This is a genomic window from Myxococcus sp. CA056 (genome assembly GCF_013336715.1).
Lineage (GTDB): Bacteria > Myxococcota > Myxococcia > Myxococcales > Myxococcaceae > Myxococcus > Myxococcus llanfairpwllgwyngyllgogerychwyrndrobwllllantysiliogogogochensis.
Map to the genome: position 1 here is coordinate 1,144,499 of NZ_JABUMT010000002.1, position 26,725 is coordinate 1,171,223.

At 71.0% G+C, this 26,725-nt stretch carries 3 protein-coding genes; all 3 read left to right on the forward strand.

The genetic code is table 11. From position 1 onward, the window contains the following. The first annotated feature begins 8 nt into the window (after positions 1-8). From HUA76_RS12295 to HUA76_RS12305, 3 genes are read left to right on the forward strand one after another with little or no spacing between them, the layout of a single operon-like run. Positions 9-15,551 (forward strand): type I polyketide synthase, encoded by a 15,543-nt coding sequence (locus HUA76_RS12295; protein WP_174460915.1) that lies wholly within the window; start codon positions 9-11, stop codon positions 15,549-15,551. Continuing rightward, entirely contained in the window at positions 15,548-22,012 is a 6,465-nt protein-coding gene (locus HUA76_RS12300) for a type I polyketide synthase (RefSeq protein WP_174460916.1), read from the forward strand. Before HUA76_RS12295 ends, HUA76_RS12300 begins: the two co-directional genes overlap by 4 nt. Next, complete coding sequence (locus HUA76_RS12305) at positions 22,009-26,556, forward strand: non-ribosomal peptide synthetase (RefSeq protein ID WP_174460917.1); 4,548 nt, start codon at positions 22,009-22,011, stop codon at positions 26,554-26,556. Before HUA76_RS12300 ends, HUA76_RS12305 begins: the two co-directional genes overlap by 4 nt. The last annotated feature ends 169 nt before the right edge of the window (positions 26,557-26,725 follow it).

The following is a 26,725-nucleotide window of genomic DNA, read 5'->3' on the forward strand; positions in this document are numbered from 1 at the left end:
GAACCCCCATGGCAAACCGCAACGACGAGTCCAGCGAGCTGTCCCCCGCCAAGCGCATGCTGGTGGCGTTGGAGAAGATGCAGACGCGGCTGAACGCGGTGGAAGGTGCCGCGAAGGAGCCCATCGCCATCGTGGGCATGGCGTGCCGCTTCCCTCAGGCCGACGACGTGGACGCCTACTGGCGGCTGCTCGAGGCCGGTGTCGACGCCGTGCGGGAGATTCCGCTGGAGCGCTGGCGGCGGGATGAGGTCTCCGGCCTGGGTGAAGGGGCGATGCGCTGGGGCGGCTACCTGGACGCGGTGGATGGCTTCGACCCGGGCTTCTTCGGCATCTCCCCGCGTGAAGCGGTGCAGATGGACCCCCAGCAGCGCCTGCTGCTCGAGGTGGCGTGGGAGGCGCTCGAGGACGCGGGGCTGGATGTCGACAAGCTCTCGGGCAGCCGCAGCGGCGTCTTCATCGGCGCCTGCAACGACGACTACCACTGCATGCAGGTGGAGCAGCCGGAGACGGGAGACGCGTTCAGCGCCACGGGCGTCGCCGCGAGCGTCCTGTCCGGCCGCCTGTCCTATCTCTTCAACCTCCAGGGGCCGAGCCTGGTGGTGGACACGGCGTGCTCGTCCTCGCTCGTATCGCTCCACCTGGCATGCCAGAGCCTGCGGGCCCGCGAGTGCAACCTGGCGCTCGCCGGCGGCGTGAACCTCATCCTCTCGCCGCAGTCCCTGCTGCTCGTGTCCAAGCTGCAGGCCCTGTCTCCGGATGGCCGGAGCAAGGCGTTCGACGCCTCCGCCAACGGCTTCACCCGAGGCGAGGGCTGCGGAATGCTCGTCCTCAAGCGCCTCTCCGACGCGCTCGCCGACGGCGACCACATCCTGGCGACGATTCGCGGCTCGGCCATCAACCAGGACGGAAAGTCGACGGGGCTCACCACCCCCAACGTGCTCTCGCAGCAGGCGCTCATCCGTCAGGCCCTGGAGAACGCGGGGCTGAAGCCGGAGCACGTGAGCTACGTGGAGGCACACGGCACCGGGACGCCGCTCGGCGACCCGATAGAGGCGGAGGCGCTGCGGGAGACCTACGGCGTCCCGCGCGCTGACGGCGGCGTGTGCGGCGTCGGCTCGGTGAAGACCAACCTGGGGCACCTGGAGTCCGCGGCGGGCGTCGCGGGCATCATGAAGGTCGTCCTCGCGATGCGGCATCAGCGCATCCCGGCGCACCTGCACCTCAAGCAGGTCAACCCGCGCATCCAGCTCGAGGGCAGCGCGCTCACCATCCCCACGCGGCTCACCCCGTGGGAGGTGGCCGGGCAGCCGCGTCGCGCGGGCGTCAGCTCCTTCGGCATCAGTGGCACCAATGCCCACGTCATCCTCGAAGAGGCACCGGCGTCCCCGGTGAAGGACGTGTTGCCCCAGCGTCCGGAGCTGTTGCCCTTGTCCGCGCGCAGCCGGGAGGCGCTCCAGGCGCTCGCGGAGCGTCATGCGGAGCGGCTGGGTCGGGACGGGGGCGGAAGCCTCGCGGACGTCTGCTACACGGCCTCAGCGCACCGCACGCACCACGCCCACCGTCTCGCGGTGCTGGCGGACTCCCGCGAGCGCACCGCCGAGCGGCTTCGGGCCTTCGCGCGAGGAGAGCAGCCCGCGGACACCTGGACGGGCCGCAAGTCGTTCGGCGCGCGCCGCAAGGTCGTCTTCGTCTACCCGGGGCAGGGCGCGCAGCGCGCCGGCATGGGGCGGGCGTTGATGGAGCAAGAGCCTGTCTTCCGCGACGCGCTCGTCAAGGTGGACCAGGCGCTGCGGCCCCACCTGGGCTGGAGCGTGCTCGACGAAATCGCCGCGGACGAGCAGCACTCGCGTCTGGCGGAGATTGACGTCAACCAGCCCGTGCTCTTCGCGGTGGAGGTGGCCCTCACGGCGCTGTGGCGCTCGTGGGGCATCGAGCCGGACGCGGTGATGGGTCACAGCATGGGCGAGGTGGTCGCCGCGCACGTGGCCGGGGCGCTCAGCCTCGAGGACGCCGTCCTCATCATCTGCCACCGCAGCAAGCTCATGCGCACCCTGGGTGGGCGGGGCGCGACGATGGCGATGGTCGAGCTCTCCGCGGAGGAGGCCGAGGAGGCCATCCGTCCCTGGAGTGGCAGGCTCTGGCTGGGAGGCCTGAATGGCCCCCGCTCGCAGGTCCTGTCCGGAGACCCGGAGGCGGTCAAGGAAGCGGTCGACGCGCTCGGGCACCGGGGTGTCTTCACCCGCTGGGTGAAGATGGACGTGCCGTCGCACACCCCGCTGGTGGAGGTCATCAGTCGGGAGCTGGAAGGGCGCATCGCACGCATCACTCCGCGCGCCTCGGACGTGCCCCTCTGCTCCACCGTGACGGGCGAGTTCCTCGACGGCGCGAAGCTCGACGCGGCCCACTGGGGCAACAACCTCCGGCTCCCGGTGCGCTTCGAGGCGGCGGCGCGGCGGCTCCTCGCGAGCGAGCACACCCTCTTCATCGAGGTGAGCCCCCACCCCGTCCTGCTCCCGGCCGTCGAGCAGACGATGGGCGCGGAGGGCACGCAGCAGGGCCTGGTGCTCGCCTCCCTGCGGCGGGGCGAGGAGGAGCGGCACACCCTGCTGGCTTCACTGGGCTCCCTCTATGCCTCGGGCCACCGCGTCGCGTGGAACCGCGTGTATCCGGGCAAGGGGCAGCTCGTGCCACTGCCCGCGTATCCCTGGCAGCGCGAGCGCTTCTGGATGGAGCCTGTCTCCCGCGCCGCGCGCTCGTCGCGGACCGCCTCCGGGCATCCGCTCATCGGTGAGCGCATCGACCTGTCCGCGCAGGGAGACGTCTCCCGCCTGTGGCAGGTGCAGTTGGGACCGAAGCACTTCCCGCTGCTCGCGGAGCACCGCGTCCAGGGCGTGCCCGCGCTGCCGGCGGCGGCCATGGCCGACATGGCGCTCAGCGCGGCGAGGCAGACGCTCGGAGAGCCCGTCTCCCTGGAGGATGTGACCTTCAGCGCGCTGATGTCGTTCCCCGAGGACGAGGAGCGGGTCCTCCAGCTCTGGCTGTCGACGGAGCGTCCGGGGGCCCACACGTTCCGCCTCTTCAGCGCACCCGTCATGCGCGAGGTGCCTTCGGACGAGCTGAACTGGACGCTCCACGCCGAAGGCTCGCTGCGACAGGGCGAGGTCGCGGCGGACACGGCCCCCGTCGTGCTCGCGGAGCTTCGCGCGCGGCTGGGTGAGCAGTCCCCGGTCGAGGCGCACTACGAGACGCTCCGGGACATCGGGCTGGACTATGGCCCCACCTTCCGTGTCGTGCGGGAGCTGTACCGGGCGGACGGTGAGGCGCTGGGCCGCGTGCGGCTCGAAGGCGAGCTGACGGCCTCGGAGGCGCACTACAGCCTGCATCCGGCGCTGCTCGACGGCTGCTTCCAGGTCCTGGGCGCGGCGCTGGAGAGCATCGACAGCGAAGGGGGCGTCTACGTCCCCGTGGAGCTGAAGCACCTGCGCGTCCTGTCGCGCCCCCCGTCGGCCGGGCTCTGGAGCCACGTTCGCATCGTCAGTGGCGCGGCCACGGGTTCGAGCGCCATCGAGTGCGACGTCACGCTCCTGGATGACCAGGGTGGGGTGGTGGCGGAGGTGCGGCGGCTGGTGTGCAAGAAGGTCTCCGTCACCAGCGCCCCCGTCGATGAAGTGGACCGCTGGCTCTACTCCGTCCAGTGGCGGTCGCAGCCGCGTCCGACGGGGACGGTGGGCGCGCGCGGCGAGGGCCGCTGGCTCGTCTTCGCGGACACGCGGGGCCTGGGCGCGTCGCTGGCCACGGGACTCGGTGAGCGCTCCGGAGGCAGCGTCGTGGTGGAGGTGGGCGCCGCCTACGAGCGGCTCGACGCGGAGCACTACCGCGTCAATCCCTCCCGGCTCGAGGACTTCCAGGCGCTCCTGCGCGATGCGTTCAGCGAGCAGTCGCCGTGCAGAGGCATGGTGCACCTCTTCGGGCTCGATGTGGCGTCCGACGTGTCGAAGCCCGAGGCGTTCGAGCGCGCGGTCTCCCTGGGTGGCACCAGCGTGATTCACCTGCTCCAGGCGTGGGCACAGCGCGGCTGGCGTGACACCCCTCGACTGTGGCTGGTGACGGCGGGCATGCAGGTGCTGGCCCAGGGCGAGCCGTCTGGCGCGCCCGCCGCGGCCTTCCTGTCGGGGCTCGCCGCGGTCATCACCCACGAGCATCCCGAGCTGCGATGCGCGCACGTGGACCTGGGCGCGGAGCCCTCACCCGAGGAGCTGGCGTCGCTGACGGAGGAACTCCTCGCGGATGGGGCGGAAGACCGCATCGCCTTGCGTGGGACGTCTCGTCACGTCGCGCGGCTGGAGCGGGGTACCTCCGAGCGAGTGGCTTCGGAGCCGAGTGAACTCTCCCCGGCGGGCACCTACCTCATCACCGGCGGCCTGGGAGGCCTGGGGCTGGAGGTGGCGAAGTGGCTCGTCCAGCGGGGGGCTCGCAACCTGGCGCTGACGGGACGGAGCGCTCCCTCCGAGGAGGCGCTTCGCGTGCTCGGAGAGCTTCGAGCGGGCGGAGTCGAGGTGCGCGTCTACGGCGCGGACGTCACGAGCGCCGCCGAGGTGGCGCGCCTGCTCGGGACGATGGACGCGGAGCTGCCGCCGCTGCGAGGCATCGTCCACGCGGCCGGCGTCATCGCCGATGGTGTGCTGACGCAACTCGATGAGACCCGGCTGCGCACGGTGCTGGCGCCGAAGGTCCAGGGCGCATGGAACCTGCACGCGCAGACGCAGGGGCGGCCCCTGGATTTGTTCGTGATGTTCTCCTCGGCGGCGTCGATGTTGGGCTCGCCAGGGCAGGGCAACTACGCGGCGGCCAACGCCTTCATGGACGTGCTGGCCCATCACCGGCACGCGGCGGGCCTTCCCGCGCTGAGCGTCAACTGGGGGCCGTGGGCCGAGGTGGGGCTCGCGGCCGTGGCCACGAGCCGGGGCGACCGTCTGGCGCTGCGGGGCGTAGGCAACATGCCGCCGTCGCAGGCCCTCGATGCGCTGGGCCGGCTGCTGGCGCGCGAGGCAGTGCAGGTGGCGGTGGTGCCGCTGGACCTGCGGCAGTGGCGTGAGTTCTATCTGAGCGCGGCGCAGTCGCCCTTCCTCTCCGTGCTGATGCAGGAGCGGGCGAGCACGCAGCCGTCGCGCAAGGGCGACGCGCGCGAGCAACTGGCGGCGGCGGAGCCAGCCCGGCGACGGGGGCTCCTGGAGTCCTACCTACGCGAACAGCTCGGGCGCATCCTCCGCATGGAGCCGGCGCGCATCGAAGCCGACCAGCCCTTTGGCGACGTGGGCATGGACAGCCTGACGGGCCTGGAGCTGCGCAACCGAATCGAATCGGGCCTGAAGCTCACGCTGTCCGCGACGCTCGTCTACGCCTACCCCACGGTGCAGGCGTTGACGGAGTACCTGTTCAGCAAGCTGGAGCCCGCGCTCGACGCCGAGGCGCGTCCCGCGGCTCGCCCCTCGGTGAAGCAGGCGCGGACGTCCGCCCCGGAGACTTCCTCCGGACAGGGCCCCGAGCTGCTCGCCGTCGTGGGCATGGGCTGCCGCTTCCCGGGTGGCGCCAACGCTCCGGAAGCGTACTGGCGGCTGCTGAGTGAAGGCGTGGACGCCGTCCGCGAGGTCCCCTCGGACCGCTGGCGGAGCAGCACGGACGCGGCGGAGCACAAGGGCACGCGCTGGGGTGGCTTCCTGGACCGGGTGGATGGCTTCGACCCGGAGTTCTTCGGCATCGCCCCTCGCGAGGCCGTGGCGATGGACCCGCAGCAGCGACTGCTGCTCGAGGTCGCCTGGGAGGCGCTCGAGGACGCGGGGTTGCCCAGGTCGCGTCTGGTGGGCAGCCGGACGGGTGTCTTCGTCGGCGTCTGCGGCAATGACTACGCCATGCTTCAGGCGGAGCGTGATGTCGCGGGCGACGTCTATTCGGTCATCGGTTGCTCCAACAGCGTGATTGCGGGACGCCTGTCGTACCTGTTGGACCTGCGCGGCCCGGCGCTGTCCGTGGACACGGCCTGCTCGTCCTCGCTGGTGGCGTTGCACCTGGCGGGACAGAGCCTGCGCAACGGCGAGTGCGACGCGGCGCTCGTCGGCGGCGTCAACCTGCTGCTCTCCCAGCGGCCCAGCACCTGGCTCTCCAAGCTGACGGCGCTGTCTCCCGACGGTCGCTGCCGGACGTTCGATTCGAGGGCGAACGGCTTCGTGCGTGGCGAGGGCTGCGGCGTCGTCGTGCTGAAGCGGCTCTCCGATGCCCTGGCCCAGGGGGACAACGTCCTCGGCGTGATTCGCGCCTCGGCGGTGAACCAGGATGGTGGCTCCACCGGCCTGACGACTCCCAACGTCCTGTCCCAGCAGGCGCTGATTCGCGAGGCCCTGGCGGCCGCGAGCCTGTCGCCCAAGGACATTGGCTACATCGAGGCGCACGGCACCGGGACGCCGCTCGGTGACCCGATAGAGGTGGAGGCGCTGCGGGAGACCTACGGTGCGCGCCGCGAGGACGGCTCTCTCTGCTACCTGGGCTCCGCCAAGACGAACCTCGGACACCTGGAGGCCGCCGCCGGCATGGCGGGCCTCATCAAGGTCCTGCTCGCGCTGCGGCACGAGGCCATCCCGAAGCACCTGCACTTCAAGGCGCTCAACCCTCGCATCTCCATCGAGGACACGCCCTTCGTCATCCCGACGCGACAGCAGCCGTGGCCCGTGTCCCAGCGGCGTCGCTACGCGGCCGTGAGTTCCTTCGGTATCAGCGGGACGAACGCGCACGTCATCCTGGAGGAGGCCCCCACGCCGCCGCCCGCGCCCGAGGCCACCGACGTGGGAGCCCAGCTCCTCGCGCTGTCCGCGAGAAGCGAGGGTGCGCTGCGGGCGCTGGCGCGCTCGTACCAGGAGCTGCTGAAACTACCGGAGGACCAGGCACCGAATCTCGAAGACGTCGCCTACACCGCCGCGCTCCGACGAAACCCCTACGAGCATCGGCTCGCGGTGGCGGGCCGCTCACGGCAGGAGTGGGGCGAGCAGCTTCAGGCCTTCCTGGAGGGCGCGGCGCCGCCGTACCTCACGACGGGGCTCGCCGAGAGCCGACGGGAGAAGGTCGTCTTTGTCTTCGGTGGTCAGGGCTCGCAGTGGCGGGGCATGGGCAGGGACTTGCTCGCAGGCAACGAGGCCTTCGCCGCCGCGCTGCGCGAGTGCGACTCGCTGCTGGCCCCGCACACCGGTGCCTCCATCATCCAGGCGCTCGAAGTCGAAGGGGATGCGTCGCGGCTGGACGAGACGGAGGTGGCACAGCCCGCCATCTTCGCCATCCAGGTCGCGCTCGCGGCGGCCTGGCGCGCGCTCGGGGTCGTCCCGGTCGCCGTCGTGGGACACAGCGTGGGTGAGATTGCCGCCGCGCACGTGGCCGGGGCGCTGAGCCTCGCGGAGGCCGCGCGCCTGGTGGCGCATCGCAGCCGCATCATGCAGCGGGTGACGGGCCAGGGCCGCATGGCCTCGGTCGAGCTGTCGCCCGAGGAGGCCGAGCGGGAGCTGACGCGCTACGCCGGGCGGTTGTCGGTGGGCGCCATCAACGACGCGCGCGCCGTCGTCCTCTCGGGAGAGCCGGCGGCACTCGGAGAGGTGCTCGAAGCCCTGCGCGCCCGGGGCGTCTCCACGCGGGACCTGGGGGTGAACTACGCGTTCCACAGCCAGCAGATGGCCCCGCTCCAGGCAGAGCTCGTCCAGGCACTGGGCCGGCTCGAGACGCGGCCGACGTCCATCCCGATGATTTCGACGGTGACGGGCCAGGTCATCGCGGGCGAGTCGCTGGATGCGACCTACTGGGCGAGCAACATCCGGGAGGCCGTGCGCTTCTCCGACGCCATGAGCACCCTGCTCGATGAGGGCCAACGGCTCTTCGTGGAGCTGGGGCCGCAGCCCGCGCTGGGCCGGTACGTCCTCCAGATGCTGGAGCGCCGCGAGCTGGAAGGCGCGGCGGTGCCGTCCCTGCGCAAGGGCCGGGATGGCCAGACGGTGATGCTCGGCGCGTTGGGCGGGCTCCATGTGAAGGGATTCCCGGTGGAGTGGGGGCGCCTCTTCCCGTCGGGAGGCCGGCTGGCGGCGCTGCCGCTCTACCCGTGGCAGCGCTCGCGGTACTGGATTGAGGCCGACGACGCGAAGGCCGCTTCGGCGGTGGCCGCCGCGCCCGCTTCGGAGGCGAAGCGGCCGGAGGACTGGGTCTACGACCTCACGTGGCAGGTGCGTGAGCGTGGAGCCGCTTCACCGCGCGCGCCTCGCGATGAGGGGACGTGGCTGGTCTTCGGTCACCGCGAGGGCACGGGCGCAGCGCTGGCGGCCCTGCTCGAGAAACGGGGCGAGCCGTGCTGGCTGGTCATCCCGGGTGACGAAGAGGCGGTCCAGGGCCCCGGGGTGCGGTCGCTGAATCCGCGAAGCCCCGAGCACTTCGACCGGTTGCTTCAGGAGGTGGGCCCCGTCCGCGCCGTCGTCCACCTGTGGGGCGCGGAGGTCGCGCCAGTCTCCGAGCCCACGCTCGCGCAGGTCGAGTCCGCGCAGCAGCTCGGAGTCCACGCGGCGCTGCGCCTCGCGCAGGCACTCATGCGCAAGGGGGCCGAGAGCGCCGCCCGGCTGTGGCTGTGCACACGCGGCAGCCAGGCCGTGGGTGGGGTCACGGGAGGCTCGCCGCTGTATGCGCCCCTGTGGGGCCTCGGTCGCGTCATGGCGCTGGAGCACCCGGAGGTCTGGGGTGGGTTGCTGGACCTGGACCCGAGCGCTTCCGAGGGTGAAGTGGAGACGCTGTGGCGCGAGCTGTCCGGCGCGGATGAAGAGGACCAGTCGGCCTTCCGTGGAGGAGTCCGCTACGTGGCGCGCCTCGTCCCCTCGGCTCCGGCACGCGAGCTCGCGCCCGTCGCGCTTCGCGCGGACGCGGCGTACCTCGTCACGGGGGGCCTGGGTGGGTTGGGGCTGCATGTGGCGAAGTGGCTGGTCTCCAAGGGCGCGCGGCACCTCGTGCTGCTGGGCCGCAGGGGGCTGCCTGACCGTGCCGCGTGGCCAGCGCTGTCGCGCGAGAGCGACGTGGGCCGGCAGGTGGCGGCCCTCGAAGCCCTCGAAGCCGAGGGCGCCGTCGTCCACGCCCTCAGCGCGGACGTGGGTGACCCGACCCGCATGGCGGAGGTCATCGGGCTCATCCAGCAAGGGCCCGCGCCGCTGAAGGGCATCATCCACGCCGCCGGTGTGTCCACCGTCCAGCCGCTCGAGACGATGGACGAGGCGGCGCTCGCCTCCATCCTGCGTCCGAAGGTGTGGGGCGGCTGGGTGCTGCATCAGGCGACGCAAGGGCTGGACCTGGACTTCACCGTCTACTTCTCGTCCGTCTCCGCCGTGTGGGGTTCGGCCCGGATGGGCCACTACGCCGCGGGCAACCAGTTCCTCGACGCGCTGGCCCACCACCGTCGCGCGAAGGGCCAGCACGCGCTGAGCATCAACTGGGGGCCGTGGGCCGCCGAAGGCATGGTCGCCGAAGAAGGCCTGCGCTGGTTCGAGCGGATGGGCGTCAGCGGTCTCTCGGTGGAGGGCGGGCTCCAACTGCTCGGGGCACTGCTCACCACGGATGCGACCCAGCGCACCGTCGCCCAGATGGACTGGAGCCTCTTCAAGTCGGTGTACGAGTCGCGGTCGCGCAAGCCGATGCTGGAGGCGCTCGGTCCCGCTTCCGTGCCCGCGCCGCGGCCGGTGTCGCTGCCTTCCGGGAGCGACGAGCTCGCGCCGCTGCGCAACGCTTCTCCTGCGCGTCGCCGGGAGCTGGTGACGGCCTGGGTGCGTGACGAAGTGGCGCGGGTGCTCGGCTTCCCGTCGAGCGCCTCCGTCAAGCTGGAGCAGGGCTTCTTCGATACGGGCATGGACTCCATCACCGCCGTGGAGCTGCGGCGGAGACTGGTGGCCCGGTTCGGCGTCCAGCTTCCGACCACGATTGCCTTCGACAAGCCGACGGTGCTGGCCCTGTCGACCTATCTCCTTCAGGACGTGCTCCAACTGGACGTGGTGGCGAAGGAGGAGACGGTCCGGTCCGCGAGCAACGCGACGGAGCCCATCGCGATTGTCGGCATGGGCTGCCGCGTGCCCCAGGCCTCGGGCCCCGAGGCCTTCTGGCAACTGCTGGAGGGCGGCGTGGACGCCATCCGCGAGGTGCCTGCCTCGCGGTGGAAGGTCGACGACTACTACGACCCGAAGCCGGGCGTTCCTGGGAAGACCTACACCCGCTGGGGCGGGTTCCTGGACGACGCCGACCAGTTCGACGCGCAGTTCTTCGGAATCTCCCCGCGTGAGGCCGCGAACATGGACCCGCAGCAGCGCCTGCTGCTGGAGGTGGCCTGGGAGTCCCTGGAGCACGCGGGGCTCGCGCCGGGGCGACTGGCGAACACCCGCACGGGTGTGTTCATCGGCATTGGCAGCAACGAGTACGCGATGCTCAACGGGGTGGGGAGCGCTTCGGCCGCGGGCGACGCGTATATCGCCACGGGCAACGACGCGAGCTTCGCCGCGGGCCGGCTGGCCTACCTGCTCCGGTTCCAGGGGCCGACGATGAGCTTGAACACCGCGTGCTCCTCGTCGCTGGTGGCGGTGCACCTGGCCTGCCAGAGCCTGCGCTCGGGAGAAGCCAACCTGGCGCTCGCGGGTGGCGTCAACATGACGCTCGCGCCGCACTCGACCATCTACCTCGCGCAGCTGCGGGCCCTGTCTCAGGACGGACGGTGCAAGACGTTCGATGCCTCGGCGGATGGCTACGTGCGCAGCGAGGGCTGCGGCATCGTGGTCCTCAAGCGCCTGTCCGACGCGAAGCGGGACGGGGATGACATCCTCGCCGTCATCCGTGGCTCGGCGGTCAACCATGACGGCCCGAGCAGCGCGCTTACGGTCCCCAACGGGGATGCGCAGCAGCAGGTCCTCCGCGCCGCCCTGGCCAACGCGGGCGTGGCCCCCTCGGAGGTGGACTACATCGAAGCGCACGGCACGGGCACGTCCCTGGGCGACCCCATCGAGGTCCAGGCCGTGGCCAAGGTGCTCGGTGAGGGCCGCACGTCCGAGCAGCGGCTGTTGATGGGCTCGGTGAAGACCAGCATCGGCCACCTGGAGGCGGCGGCGGGCATCGCCGGGCTCATCAAGGTGGTGCTCGCCCATCGGCACGGCGTGGTGCCACCGCACCTGCACCTCACGCGCCTCAACCCGCACATCGAGCTGGACGGCTTCCCGCTGGACATCCCGACGAAGGCCACGCCCTGGCCCGAGCGCGCGCGTCCGCGCATCGCCGGCATCAGCGCCTTCGGCCTGAGCGGCACCAACGCGCACGTCATCGTGGAAGAGGCCCCCGCGACCGAGCCCCTTGCGGCGCAGCCCGAGCGAAGCCTGCACGTGCTCGCGCTGTCGGCGAAGACGAAGGGCGCGCTCTCGCAGCTCGCGGCGCGGGTCGGTGAGCACTTCACCGCGCGCCCGGAGCTGTCGCTCGCGGATGTCTGCCACGCCGCGAACACGCAGCGCACGGGCTTCTCCCACCGGCTCGCGGTCGTCGTGGACTCGGCGGAGCAGGCCCGGGAGCGGCTGCTGGCGCTCGCGCGGGGAGAAGAGGTGGCCCGGCTGGCCCAGCACCGCTTCGAGGGCGAGCCTCCCAAAATCGTCTTCGTGTTCACCGGCCAGGGCTCCCAGTACGCGGGCATGGGCCGGGAGCTGTATGAGACCGAGCCTGTCTTCCGCGCGGCCCTGGACCGCTGCGACGCCCTGCTCGCGGGCACCTGGGAGGAGTCGCTCCTCTCCGTGATGCACGGGACGGGTTCGCGCATCGACGACACGGCGTACACGCAGCCGGCGCTCTTCGCGCTGGAGTACGCCCTGACGGAGCTGTGGCGCTCCTGGGGCGTGGAGCCCTGGGCGGTGCTGGGGCACAGCGTCGGCGAGTACGTCGCCGCCTGCGTGGCGGGGGTGATGACGCTGGAGGACGCCCTGCGGCTCATCACCGAGCGCGCGCGGCTCATGCAGGCCCTCCCGCGCGATGGCGAGATGGTGGCCATCTCCGCGAGCGAGGAGCAGGTCACGCAGGCGCTGGCGCCGTACGCGGACCGGGTCTCGATTGCCGCGGTCAACGGGCCGGCGGACACCGTCATCTCCGGCGAGCGTGAGGCGGTGGAGGCCCTCGCCACCGGGTTCCAGGCCAAGGGCATCAAGGCCCGGCGGCTCACGGTGTCCCACGCGTTCCACTCGCCGCTCATGGACCCGATGCTGGAGGCGTTCGAGAAGGTGGCGGGCGAGGTGGCCCTCCACGCGCCGCGCATCCACCTGGCCTCCAACGTCACGGGCCAGGTCCTCGCGGAGGATGCCGTGCTGGACGCCGCGTACTTCCGCCGCCACGTGCGGGGCGCGGTGCGCTTCCACGATGGACTGAAGGCCCTGCGGGCGCTCGGCGGCACCGTGTTCGTGGAGGTCGGCCCGCATCCGACGCTCACCGGCATGGCGCTCAAGGGGCTCGGGGACGACGCGGGCACCTGGTTGCCGTCACTGCGCCAGGGGCAGCCCGAGCAGCCGCACATCCTCTTCAGCCTGGGCTCGCTCTACACCCAGGGCGTGGCGGTGGACTGGGCCGCGCTGAACGGTGAGCGTCACCGCTCGCGCGTCGCGCTCCCCGTCTACCCGTGGCAGCACCAGCGCCACTGGCTGGAGGCCGCCAAGGCCCCGCGCCCCGTCTCGTCAATCACCAGCGCGCAGGCGCTCGTCGGTCAGCGGGTGCGCTCACCTCTGAGCAAGTCGCTCGTGTTCGAGGGCCGCTACAGCGCGCGCTCCCTGCCGTTCCTGGAGGACCACCGGCTCTACGGAACCATCGTCGTGCCCGGCTCGTGCCACATCGCGCGCATCATCGCGACGGCGGCGCAGTCGTTCGGGACGGGGCCGTACACCATCGAGAAGTGCCTCTTCTCCCAGCCCATCGTGCTCGCGGACGAGGAGGAGCAGCTCGTGCAACTCGTCCTCGCCCCCAAGGGGGAGGGCCGGTACGACTTCGAAATCTACAGCCTCTCCGCGACCGCCGACGAGCACACCGAGGGGTGGCTGCTGAACGGCACGGGGACGCTCCAGGTGGGCGGCGAAGGGGCCGCGCGCCCGGCGCCCATCTCCCGGCAGGACATCGAGGCGCGCTGCTCGCGCCAGCTCGGAGGCGGACTCTACGAGCGCAACTGGGACATCGGGTTCAACCTCGGCCCCGCGTTCCGTTGGATTGAGCGCGTCCAAAATGGCGGGCGCGAGTCGCTCTGCCAGATGCGCTCACCGACGGAGGGCGATGACCGGAGCCTGTTCGTCCACCCGGGACTGGTCGACTCCTTCCTGCAGGCAATGGGCACGGACCTCATCAGCGAGGACGCGCAGTTGAGCACCGTCTACGTGCCCATCTCCGTGGAGCGCTTCCGCTTCCACGAGCAGCCGACCGGGCCGGTGTGGGCTTATGCCGTGCGCCGCGACGCGGAGGAGGCCGTGGGTGAGGTCATCACCGGCGACGTGTACGTGGTGGACGCCGAAGGCCGGGTGCTCATCGAGATTGAAGGGCTGAAGCACAAGCGCGCACCGCGCGAAGCGCTGATGGCGGTGCTGCGCCATGGCCAGCGTGACACCCTCTACGAACTCGCCTGGAAGCGTCAGCCCCTGCCCGAGGGCGCGCCCGCGACGGGCCGCTGGCTCGTGTTCGCGGACGAGGCGGGCCTCGCGGAGGCGCTCGCCGAGCGGCTCATGAAGAGTGGCCGTCGTCCCGTGCTGGTCCAACCGGGTGCGGCGTACGTCCGCCATGGAGAGGACCGCTTCACCCTCGATGCCCGGTCCGCCGAGGACTACGAGCGACTGCTCGTGGAAGCGGTGCTGCCCGGCGAGTCGCTCGGGGGCGTCGTCCATCTCTGGGCGATGCGCGGGTCCGAAGGGGAGGACGTGGAGTCGCTGCGAGAGGCTCACCAACTGGGCGGAGGCAGCGCGCTTCATCTGGCCAAGGCGCTGGTGGCCTCGGCTTCGGCCGCGCGTCTCTGGATGGTGACGCGGGGTGCCCGGGCGCTGGCGTCCAAGCCGTCGCCGCTCGCGCTGAGCCAGGTGCCCCTCTGGGGCCTGGGCGGCGTCTTCTCGCAGGAGCACCCCGAGCGGTGCGGCGCGCTCATCGACCTGGACCCCTCCGGCTCCGGAGACGACGCGTCGGCCATCTGGCGCGAGCTGAGCGCGGGTGACGGAGAGCGACAGGTGGTGATTCGCGAAGGCCAGCGCCATGTCGCCCGGCTCCGCGCCTCGCGGGAGGAGCCACGCAACGGCATGCCCCGGTTGCTGCCGGACGCCAGCTACCTGCTCACGGGTGGCCTCGGTGGATTGGGACTGTCGCTGGCCGGGTGGATGGTGGAGCAGGGCGCGCGCAACCTCGTGCTCGTCGGCCGAGGCGGAGCCCGGCCTGAAGCCCAGCAGGCCCTCCGTGCCCTGGAGTCGGCGGGCGCGAAGGTCCTGGTCGTCCAGGCGGACGTGTCGAAGCTGGAAGACGTCCGCCGCGCCACCGAGGAAGCAGAGCGACTGGCGCCGCTGCGCGGGGTGGTCCACGCCGCGGGTGTCCTGGACGATGGAATGCTCCTGCAACAGGACTGGTCGCGGTTCGCCCGGGTGCTCGCACCCAAGGTGGACGGAGCCTGGCACCTCCACACGTTGACGAAGGACAGGGCGCTCGACTTCTTCGTCCTGTACTCGTCCGCGTCGACGCTGCTCGGCGCGCCGGGGCAGGGGAGCTACGCGGCGGCCAATGCCTTCCTGGACGCGCTGGCGCATCACCGGCGGGCGCTGGGGCTTCCGGCGCTGAGCATCAACTGGGGCCCCTGGGCCGAGGTCGGCATGGCCGCGCAGCTCGCGTCCCGCTACCAGTCGCAGGGCATCGAGGCGTTCACTCCCGCCGAGGCGCTCCATGCCTTCAGCCGGGCCTTCGGTCGCGAGCAGCCGCAGCTCACCCTGCTGCGAATCCAGTGGCAGCGCTACCTCTCGCAGTACCCGCGTGGCACGGCGCCGACCCTGCTCGCGGAGCTGGGCAGCCCGGCGTCGGCGACCGAGGACAGCGGAAGCTCGGCCTCCGAGTTCCGGCGTCGGCTCGAGTCGGCGGAGCCCCGCCAGCGCATGCCGCTGCTGTTGGAGCACGTGCAGGGCGAGGCGGTGCGCGTGCTCGGGTTGGATGCGTCGGCGCCGCTGGAGCCCCGGGAGCGGCTGTTCGAAGTGGGCATGGATTCGCTGATGGCGCTCGAGCTGCGCAATCGCTTGCAGAAGACCGTGGGGACGTCGCTGCCGGCGACGCTCGTCTTCGACTATCCGACGGCGGAGGCCATCGCGAGCTACCTGCTCGGCGAGGTCTACGGCCTGGAGACGCAGCCCGTTGGCGAGGCGCGGGGAGAGGTCCAGGACTCCGCGCTGCTCGAACGCATCATGGAGCTTTCGCAGGATGAGCTCGCCGCCTCCCTGGAGGCGAAGCTCTCCGCACTGATGGAAGAAGGGTCATGAGCCAGCAGGAAAAGTCAGCCGAGCCGTCCGCGCTCCAGCGCGCCGCGTTGCTCGTGGAGAAGATGCAGTCACGCCTCGACGCGGTGGAGCGTGCCCGGACCGAGCCCATCGCCGTCGTGGGGATGGGGTGCCGATTCCCAGGGGGCGCCGTCGACGGGCCTTCCTTCTGGAAGGTCCTGCGCGACGGCGTGGATGCGCTGCGCGAGACGCCCGAGTCCCGCTGGGATGTGCCCGGTCATTTCGATGAGACGCGGGGCCTGCCCGGAAAGATGTACGGGACGCGGGGAGGCTTCCTCGACGACGTGGAGAACTTCGACGCGGAGTTCTTCGGAATCTCTCCCCGGGAGGCGGCGAGCCTGGACCCGCAGCAGCGGCTCGTCCTGGAGGTCGCCTGGGAGGCGCTGGAGAACGCGGGCCTGGCGCCCCATCAGCTCGCGGGCACCAAGACCGGCGTCTTCATGGGCGTGATGTCCAGCGACTACATGGCGCGTCTGCTGAAGGAGAACGACGCGACGCGCTTCGACGGGTACATGGCGACGGGGAACGGCTACAGCTTCGTTCCTGGCCGCGTCTCGTACGTGCTCGGGTTGCAGGGGCCGGCCATGCCGGTGGACACCGCGTGTTCGTCCTCGCTGGTCGCGCTCCATCTGGCCAGTGAGAGCCTCCGGAGGGGCGAGTCCAACCTCGCGCTGGCGGGTGGCGTGAATCTCATCCTCTCGCCGGAGACGACCATCTGCCTGTGCAGCATGCAGGCGCTCGCGAGCGATGGCCGGTGCAAGACCTTCGACGCGGCCGCGGACGGGTACGTGCGAGGCGAAGGGTGTGGTGTCCTCGTCCTCAAGCGGCTCTCGGATGCGCAGCGGGACGGTGACTCCATCCTCGCGTTGATTCGCGGCTCCGCCGTCAACCATGACGGGGCCAGCGGCGGGCTGACGGTGCCCAACGGGCCGTCGCAGCAGGCGGTGGTCCAGCGGGCGCTCGACAACGCGCGCATCGCGCCGGCCCTGGTGGGGTACGTCGAAGCCCACGGGACGGGCACCCCGCTGGGTGACCCGATAGAGCTGCGGGCGCTGGGCGCCGTGCTCGGCAAGGGTCGTCCGGAGGACCGGCCGTTCTTCATCGGCTCGGTGAAGACGAACATCGGACACCTGGAGCCCGCCGCCGGAATCGCCGGGGTCATCAAGACCATCCTCTCGCTCCAGCACCAGGAGATTCCCCCGCATCTGCACTTCCGCACCCCCAACCCGCATGTGGAGTGGGACCGCATTCCGGCCCGCGTCCCCGTCGAGCGGGTGCCCTGGCCGGCCCACGAGGGACGGCGCATCGCGGGGGTGAGCTCCTTCGGGCTCAGCGGAATCAACGCGCACGTCGTGCTGGAGGAGGCTCCCTCCGCCACCGTCCCCGCCGCGTCGGACGAGGAGGCCCAGGCGCGGCTCGTGGTCCTGTCCGCGAAGACGCCCGGAGCGCTGTCCTCGCTGGCGGAGCGCTGGAGCGCGTTCCTGAAGGGCGAGGCGCCGGGTTCGCTCGCCGATATCAGCGCCACGTCCACGCTGGGCCGGACGCACCATGAGCACCGGCTCGCCCTCGCGGCGAAGTCCAGGGAGGAGCTCCTCGCGCAGCTCGCCGCCTTCGCCGCCGGGGAGAGCCACGCGGGCCTGTCGGTGGGGCGCCGGGGCAGCGGAGCCGGACAGCGGATTGTCTTCGTCTTTCCGGGCCAGGGCTCGCAGTGGCTGGGAATGGGACAGCAGCTGTACGCGCGGGACGCGACGTTCCGGGAGGCCATCGACCGGTGTCACGAGGCGCTCGGCCGTCATGTCGACTGGTCCTTGCGCGAGCTGCTGACGAAGCCCGGGCAGCAACCTCGCTGGAATGACATCGACGTCATCCAGCCGACGCTGTTCGCCTTGCAGGTGGCGCTCGCGGCGGTGTGGCGCTCGTGGGGGCTGGAGCCTCACGCTGTGGTGGGCCACAGCATGGGAGAGGTGGCCGCGGCGCACGTCGCGGGGGTGCTCTCGCTGGAGGACGCGGCGCGCATCATCTGTGAGCGGAGCAAGCTGCTCCGGCGCGTCAGTGGCAAGGGCGCCATGGCCGTCGTGGACCTCTCCCGCGAGCAGGCGGAGGCGGAGATTCGGGGCGCCGAGGACCGCATCGCCATCGCCGTGAGCAATGGCCCGAAGGCCACGGTGCTATCGGGAGACCCCGCGGCGCTGAAAGAGGTGATGGAGCGGCTGGAGCGTCGCGAGGTGTTCTGCCGCTGGGTGAAGGTGGACGTGGCCTCGCACAGCCCGCAGATGGACCCGCTGCGGCAGGAGCTGCTGGAGCGGATGGCGGCCGTGCGTCCCACCGGCGGCACGGTGCCGCTCTACTCCACGGTGACGGGTGCCCCCATCGAGGGCCAGGAGCTGAACGCCTCGTACTGGGTGCGCAACCTGCGCCAGCCCGTGCTGTTCGCGGACGCGGTGCAGCGCCTCATCCAGGATGGAAACGTCCTGTTCATCGAGCTGAGCCCGCACCCCATCCTCGTGCCCTTCGTGGATGCGATGTTGAGGGAAGGGGACACGTCGGGTCGCGGGCTCGTGGTGCCGAGCCTGCTCCGAGAGCAGGAAGAGTGGCCGAGCCTGCTTTCGTCCCTGGGAGCGATTTCCACCCGCGTGGACCGCGTGGACTGGCTCCGGCTGCATCCGGACAAGCGCCGTCGCGTCGCACTCCCCTCGTATCCATGGCAGCGCGAGCGGCACTGGCTGGAGCTGAAGCCAGCCACCTCGCGCGGTCGCGTCGCGCGAGTGGGGGGGCATCCGCTCTTGGGTGCGTCGTTCACCACCTCCGTGCAGACGGAGAGCCGCTTCTGGGAATCCACGCTGAGCGCGCGGGAGCCATCGTTCCTGGCGGACCATCGCGTGGGCGGGCAGTGCGTGGTGCCGGGCGCGGCCTACCTGGAGATGGCGCTGTCGGCGGCGCGGGAGCTGACCGGTGGGACGGCGCACGAGCTCGTCGACACGTCCTTCAAGGAGGGCCTGCTGCTCCCCGAGGGACATGAGCGCACCGTGCAACTGGCGCTGAGCGGCGAGCGCGAGGGTGTCCTCTCGTTCCAGCTCTCGAGCCAGAAGGCGGGCACGGAGGCGAATGCCCCGGCGGGCTGGATGGCGCATGTCGTGGGGCACCTGCGTCCCATGGACGAAGCGCTGTCCGTCCCCACACCCGAGTCGTTCGAGGCGATTCGGGCGCGTTGCCCGGAGGTGATGGAGTCGGCGGCGCACTACGAGGCGCTGGCGCGCGGTGGCGTGGCCTACGGACCGGCGTTTCAGGGTGTGCGGCAGGTGTGGCGTGGCCGAGGCGAAGCGCTCGGACATGTCCGTCTGCCGGAGCCGCTCGTGGCGCGGGCGTCGGCGTATCGCATCCATCCCGCGTTGCTCGATGCGTGCTTCCAGTTGGTGGCCGCGGCCGTTCCCCAGGAAGACCTCGCCCAGGATGCGGGCCCCGCCGTTCCCGTGGCGCTCGCGAACCTGCGGCTTCACGAGCAGCCGGGGACAGAGGTCTTCTGCCACGTGCGGTTGCGTCCCCTGGAGGGCGCTCGTGGTGGCGTCTACACGTTCGACCTGGAGCTGCGTGATGCGTCTGGCCGGCTCCAGGTGGAGGCGCTTGGGCTGCGCGTCCAGCAGTTGGACATGCCGGTCGCGGAGGGCACGGGGAGGGACCTCTTCTTCGCGCAGGAATGGCGGCATGCGCCGGCTGTCGAGCCTGTCCCGTCCTCGGGCACCGAGGCGGGTGGGCGCTGGTTGCTCATCGCGGACGGCAGCGAACTCTCCGACACGGTCGAGTCCCTGCTGCGAGAGCGACAGGGCGAGGTCCTCCGGGTCGACGTCACGGGTGCGGGCCCGGGGCGCCGGGTCGTGGACACGGCTTCGCCCCAGGCCTTCGATGCGGTGCTGTCAGAGGCCTTCGGCGCGGGCTCGCAGCCACGCGGCGTGATTCACCTGACGGGCCAGGAGCCTCGCGAGGTGGACCCGCTGATGGGGTGTGGTGGCGTGCTGCATCTGGTCCAGGCGCTTGGCCGTGCGGGCCTGTCGAGCCCGCCCAGGCTGTGGCTCGTCACGCGAGGTGTCCATCATGGCTCTGACGGTCGGTCCGCCTCGGACGTGCTCCAGGCTCCGCTGTGGGGCCTGGGCCGGACGCTCGCGCACGAGCACTCCGAGCTGAAGTGCACGCGAGTGGATGTGTCCGCTGCCCTGGGCTCGGGTGATGCGGGCGTCGCGCTGGTGCGGGAGCTGCTCGTGGCGGACGCGGAGGAGGAGATCTCCCTGCGCGCGGATGGGCGCCATGTCGCCCGCATCGTGCGCGGTGTTCCCGGCAGGCCCGTTGGCGAGGCCGTGGTCCCCTCGGCGGGACACCCGTTCCTCCTGGAGCGGGACGTGCGAGGTCGTCTGGAGCGGAGGGCGAATACACGGCGCCCACCCGGGCCGGGCGAACTCGAAATCGAGGTCTCCGTGGCCTCCCATGGAGGGCTCGAGTCCGAGCCGTGGGAAGCAGAAGGTGGCGTCATCGGGTGCAGTGGGCGCGTCGTCGCCGTGGGCGAAGGTGTGAAGGATGTCGTGCTCGGCGAGGAGCGGGTCGCGCTGGTGGCGTCGCGCCTCGGGTCGCACGTGTGTGTGCCCGTGGTGTGCACGGCCCTCCGCCCGTCGTCCTCGTCACACGAGGACGCAGCGGCGCTCGCGGCGGCCGTTCTTCCCGCCTGGTACGCGCTGTTCCACCTGGGCCGACTGGAGAAGCGGGGCCGCGTGCTGATTCTGGGGACTTCGAGCGGGCTCGGGAGGGCGGCGGTCAAGCTGGCCAGGTGGGTGGGGGCGGAGGTCTTCGCCGTGGCGACGACGACCGAGCAGCGAGCCTCGCTGCGGGAACTCGGAGCCGACCATGTCGTGGACCCGGGCGAGGAGACCTTCGTCACCCGGCTCCTGGCCGCGACGGGAGGAAGCGGAGTGGAGCTGGCCGTGGTCGCGCCGGGCGCTGTCGGACTCGACCGGAGCCTCGTGGTGCTGGGCGAAGGCGCGCGCGTCTTCGACCTGCGTGCGTCCTCCGTGCCGGCTCCCGTGGGGGATGCGAACGTCGCCTGGTGCGGAGTGGACGTGCCTGCCTTCGCCCGACGCAGGCCCGAGCGCTTTGCTCGTCTGTGGCAGGAGGTGAAGGACGCGTTCGAGGTGAGAGGCCTTCCCTCCGTCGCCTCCGGGGTGAACTCTTTCACCTTGAATCACCCGAAGGCGCGCGTGGTGGTCCCCTCGGTGGGTGCGAAGCGGCTTCGCGCCGATGGGACGTATCTCGTCACGGGTGGGCTCGGTGGGCTCGGCTTCGCGGTGGCGAAGTGGATGGTGGAGCAGGGCGCCGGTCACCTCGTGCTCATCGGCCGCGACACGGCCCTGACACCGGAGCAGCAGCAGGACGTGGCCGCGCTCGAGGCCGCCGGAGCGCGGGTGCGAGTGGCTCGGGCGGACGTGTCCGACCGCGCGCAGCTCGCCCGGGTGCTCTCGGAGACAGTCCGGGATGAGGCCCCGTTGCGAGGTGTCATCCACGCGGCCGGGGTGCTGGACGATGGTGTGCTGTCGCAGCAGACGGTGGAGCGGTTCCAGCGCGTCATGGCGCCCAAGGTGCGTGGAGGCTGGAACCTGCATGTCCTGACGCGCGAGGCGCCGCTCGACTTCTTCGTGCTGTACTCGTCGGCGGCCTCCCTGTTCGGAGCACCGGGGCAGGGCAACTACGTGGCAGCCAACGCCTTCCTCGACGCGCTCGCCCACCATCGTCGAGCGCTGGGGTTGCCGGGCCTGAGCATCAACTGGGGGCCCTTCTCGGAGGTCGGTCTGGCCGCGGCGCAGTCCAACCGGGGCGAGCGGCTGGCGCAGCGAGGCTCGGACAGTCTGACGCCCGCGGAAGGCAACGCGATTCTGGGGCGACTGCTGGATGGTGAGGTGACGCAGATGGCGGTCATGCCGCTGGAGCTGCGCAAGTGGGTGGAGTTCTATCCGCGCGCGCGCTCGTCCCCGTGGCTGTCGGAGCTGGTCCCCGCTGGCTCGGGCGCGGAGGCCCGCGAGCCGGGGAACGAGGCCCTGCTGGAGACGCTGAAGACCGCGTCCCCGAAAGAGGCACGGGCGGCCCTGGAGCAGTTCGTCCGCGAGCAGCTTGCCCGTGTCCTGCGACTGGACTCGGCGCGCATTGCTCCGGATGCGCCGCTCCAGGGTTTCGGCCTGGACTCCCTGATGGGGTTGGAGCTGCGCAACCGGCTGGCCGCGGGGCTGGCGCTGTCACTGCCCGCCTCGTTGATTTGGAAGCACCCGACGCTGGAGGCGCTCTGCGCGCATCTCCAGAGTGAAGTCATGGATCGCAACCTCGCCGAGACGCTCGCGCGTGCGGACGAGGGTACCAGGCCGGTGATGGATGCGGCCGCCGCTGACGACAACGAGGTCTTCGTTCTATGAGTGTCCGTGAGTTGTTGAGCACCCTCGCCGCCAGGGGTGTGCGCCTGCGTGTCGACGGAGAGAAGCTGGTGGTCGAGGCGGGCAAGGCCGTCCTCACTCCGGAGCTGCGCGCCGAGCTGTCCGCGAACAAGGGTGACATCCTGGCGTTCCTGGGGAAGCACTCCGCGCGCGAGGTGTCGTCGAGCGCGCCGGCGCTGCCTCTCGCGAGGCCCGAGGTCATCCCGTTGTCCAGCGGGCAGGAGCGGCTCTGGTTCCTGGACCGCCTCTCGCCCGGCACGGCGCAGTACAACGTCCATCTCGGTCTCCGGGCGCGAGGCGCGCTCGATACCGTGGCCCTGCGCCGGAGCCTGGAGGAGCTGGTCCGGCGGCACGAGGTGCTCCGGACGCGCTTCCCGGAGGTGGAGGGCAGTCCCCGGCAGGTCATCGCGTCACCTGATGCGGGCGTGGCGCTGACCGTGGTGGAGCTGCCAGGGCTCACCGAGGCGCGGCGTGAAGAGGAAATCCAGCGGCGCTCGGATGCGGTGGCCCGGCAGCCGTTCGACCTGGCGACGGGACCGCTCTTCCGGGTCACCCTGGTGGCCCTGGGCCCCGACGACCACGCCCTCTTCGTGACGAAGCACCACATCATCACGGATGGCTGGTCGCTCGGCGTCTTCGTGCGCGAGCTGTCGGCGCTGTACGCGTCCTTTGTCCGGGGACAGACGCCCGTGCTGCCGCCCGTGTCGATGCAGTTCGCCGAGTCGGCCCTGCGCGAGCGTGCGTGGCTGGCGGGGGAGTCGGGTGCCCGCGAGCGGACGTACTGGAAGGGGAAGCTCCAGGGGCTGCCGCCGCTCCAGCTCCCCGTGGACCATGCGGTCTCCACGTCCACGAGCCATCGTGGCGCCACCATTCCCGTCGCCTTCTCACCCGCGCTCAGCGAGGCCTTGAGGGAGCTGGCCCACCGGGAAGGTTGCAGCCTCTTCATGGTGCTCTTCGCCGCGTTCTCGGCGCTCCTGCACCGTTACTCAGGACAGCTTGATTTCGGTGTGGGGACGGTGATCGCGAACCGGGGAAACACGCCCGCGGACCTCATCGGCTTCATCGCCAATACCCTCGCGCTGCGCTGTGATTTCTCGGGGGAGCCGACCTTCGCGCAGTGGCTGGCCCGCGCGCGCAAGGTCGTGCTGGAGGCGCTGGACCACCAGTCGCTGCCGTTCAGCGAGGTGGTGCAGGGAGTGGGCGCCTCGCGAGAGGGCGGGCTCAACCCGCTGGTGCGCGCCTGCTTCACGCTGGAGAACATCCCCGCGCCCGTGCTGGAGCTGCCGGGGACGCGCTGGTCGTTCCTCAACGGAGCACCGGATGGCAGCGTGGAGGGCGTCGCCAAGTTCGAGCTCTCGCTCATCCTGGCCTCGGGCGACAACGGCCTGGGCGGCATGCTCGAGTACTCGCGCGAGGTCTTCGACGCCTCGACGGCGGAGCGGATGGTGGAGCACCTCCAGGTCCTGCTGGAGGCCATCGTGGCCCGGCCGGAGGCACCCCTGTCGAAGCTGCCGCTGCTGTCCCCGGCGGAGCGCGGAAGGCTCCTCACCGACTGGAACGGTCCGGTGCTCGACGTCCCCGCGCTGTGCATGCAGCAGCTCGTGCAGACCCAGGTGGAGCGGACGCCCCAGTCCGTGGCCGTGGTGAGCGGGCACATGCGGCTCACCTATGCCGAGCTCAATCGCCGGGCGAACCAGCTCGCGCATCATCTGCGACGGCTCGGTGTCCAGCCCGAGGCCCGCGTGGGCCTCTGTGTCGAGCGCACCGAGGACCTCGTCATCGGCCTGCTGGCCATCCTCAAGTCCGGAGGCGCCTACGTCCCGTTGGACCCCGCCTATCCGAAAGAGAGGCTGGCGCTGATTCTCGAGGACGCCCGGGTGCCGGTGCTGCTCACGCAGCAGCGCCTCGTCCCGGAGCTGCCCGCCACCCAGGCGCGAGTGGTGTGCCTGGATACGGACGCGCCGGCCATTGGCGCGGAGCCGGACACGAACCCCGAGCAGGTCACGAGTCCCGACGCGCTCGCGTATCTCATCTACACCTCGGGCTCCACCGGCAAGCCCAAGGGCGTGATGATTGACCACCGCAACGCCGTGGCCTTCCTGACCTGGGCCCTGAGCGTCTTCTCCCCGGAGGCGCTCGCGGGGACGCTGGCCTCGACGTCCATCTGCTTCGACCTGTCGGTCTTCGAGATTTTCGCGCCGCTGTGTCTGGGGGCGAAGGTCATCGTGGCGAAGAACGCGCTGGAGGTGTGGGAGCTCCCCGCGGCGCGGGAGGTGACGCTCATCAACACCGTGCCTTCGGCCATGGGCGCGCTGCTGCGAGCGGGCGCGGTGCCGTCCTCGGTGGTCATCGTGAACCTGGCGGGTGAGGCCCTCGCGGCGTCACTGGTCGACCACATCTACCAGCTCGGCCATGTGCGGGACGTGTTCAACCTCTATGGCCCGAGCGAGACCACGACCTACTCCACGTTCACCCGCGTGAGCCGTGGACAGACGCCGACCATCGGGCGCCCTGTCGGAAACACCCAGGTGTACGTGCTGGATGCGCACCGGGAGCCGATGCCCGTGGGCGTGCCGGGCGAGGTCTTCATCGGCGGCCACGGTGTGGCGCGAGGCTATCTGGACCGGCCGGAGCTGACCGCGGAGCGGTTCATCGCGTCGCCCTTCGCTGGAGGCACCAGCGAGCGTCTGTACAGGACGGGGGACCTGGCGCGGTGGTTGCCGGACGGACAGCTCGAGTACCTGGGCCGGATGGACCACCAGGTGAAGCTGCGGGGGTTCCGCATCGAGCTGGGCGAGATTGGCGCGGCCCTGATGGAGCACCCGAAGGTCCGTGACGCCGTGGTCGTCGTGCGCGACGGACTGGGGACGGACAAGCAGCTCGTCGCCTACGTCGTCGGACGCGAGCAGAAGGCTCCCGAGCCGGCGGAGCTGCGCGACCACCTGAAGTCCCGGTTGCCGGAGTACATGGTGCCCTTCCTGTTCGTGAGCCTGGAGGCGTTGCCGCTCACGCCGAACGGAAAGGTGGACCGTGCCGCGCTTCCGGCGCCGGAGCGTCCGCGCTCGGGGGGCGGCAAGGAGCACGTCGCGCCCAGGACTCCCGGGGAGGTGTCGCTGGCGGCCATCTGGCGCCAGGTCCTGGGGGTGGAGCAGGTGGGTGTCCATGACCACTTCTTCGAACTGGGCGGGCACTCGCTCTTGCTCTACCGGGTGCTCGTGCTCGCGCGGGCGGAGTCTGGAGCGGACATCCCGCTGCGGGCCTTGCTGCAGGCTCCGACGCTGGAGGAGATGGCACGGACCATCGAGGCCGCGAAGACGGGCTCGCTGCCGACCCACGACGTGGTGGCGGAGATGGAAGCGGATGCCGTGCTGGATGCGGCCCTGGAGCCAGGCGACGCACTGCCGCCCCTGACGGGCGCCGCGCGCACCCTCCTGCTGACCGGCGCCACGGGTTTCCTCGGGGCCTTCCTGCTGGAGGAGCTCTGCCGCAAGACGGAGGCGCGCATCTATTGCCTGGTGCGCTCCAAGTCAGCGCAGGATGGCATGCACCGGATTCGCAAGAATCTGGAGAGCTACTCACTGTGGAGCGAGGCGCTGGCGTCGCGCATCGTTCCCCTCCAGGGGGACATCGGACTGCCGCTGCTGGGCCTGTCCGAAGCGGAGTTCCAGCGGCTCGCGGAGGAGGTGGACGCCGTCTACCACAACGGCGCGCTGGTCAATTTCCTCTACCCCTACGAGTCCATGCGCGCGGCCAATGTGCTCGGCACGCGGGAGATTCTCAGGCTGGCGATGCGCACGCGCATCAAGCCCCTGCACTACGTCTCCACCGTCTCCGTGTTGCCGCTGGGGCGCCAGACACCGATTCTGGAGGACGAGCCCCTGGAGGGAGCCGAGAGCCTCGTGGGTGGGTATGCCCAGAGCAAGTGGGTCGCCGAGAAGCTCGTGAGGGAGGCTTCGCGTCGTGGGCTCCCCGTGACGCTCCATCGACCGGGACGGGTGACGGGGCACAGCCGCACGGGGGCCTGGAACACGGATGACCTGGTGTGCAGGACCCTCAAGGGCTGCGTGCGGATGGGCAGTGCCCCCCGTGTCGAGGCCCTGCTCGATGTGACGCCTGTCGACTACGTCAGCAGCGCCATCGTGGACTTGTCCCTGCGCCCGGCGTCATTCGGACAGACGTATCACCTGGTCAACCCGCGGTTCGTGCGCGCCGATGAGATGTGGAGCCACATGCGCTCCTTCGGGTACGGGCTGCGAGTCCTCCCGTATGACGAATGGCTCGCCGAACTGGGCGTCGCGGCTCCGTCCGACAGCGAGCTGGGAGATCTGCTCATGTTCCTCCAGCAGGTGCCTCCGGAGGACCGGAGCGTGGGCGGGCCGCGGATGGTGGTCTGCGACAGCGGGAACACGTTGAAGGCCCTGGGAGGAACGGGGACCGCCTGTCCCTCGGTGGATGCCTCCCTGATTTCAACCTACCTCTCGTCCCTGGTGCAGCGCGGCTTCCTCGCTGCCCCCGGGACGCGGTAGCACCCGCCTGTGTGACGCGCGCCAGGAGTCCGGGCGATGAACCGCCTGGGCTCCGGGACTGTCGTCTCCAACTGACATCCGAGCAGGGCGGTGACACCGTCCAATCACAAGGCCAACACAGGACGTGATGGCGGCTCCGCGTGGGCCTCGCGACGTCGCGCCCAGGGAT

What these genes read in the sequence shown, in the direction of transcription:
- HUA76_RS12295 (WP_174460915.1), top strand. Translation starts at nt 9, where the DNA reads ATGGCAAACCGCAACGACGAGTCCAGCGAGCTGTCCCCCGCCAAGCGC.
- HUA76_RS12305 (WP_174460917.1), top strand. Translation starts at nt 22,009, where the DNA reads ATGAGTGTCCGTGAGTTGTTGAGCACCCTCGCCGCCAGGGGTGTGCGC.
- HUA76_RS12300 (WP_174460916.1), top strand. Translation starts at nt 15,548, where the DNA reads ATGAGCCAGCAGGAAAAGTCAGCCGAGCCGTCCGCGCTCCAGCGCGCC.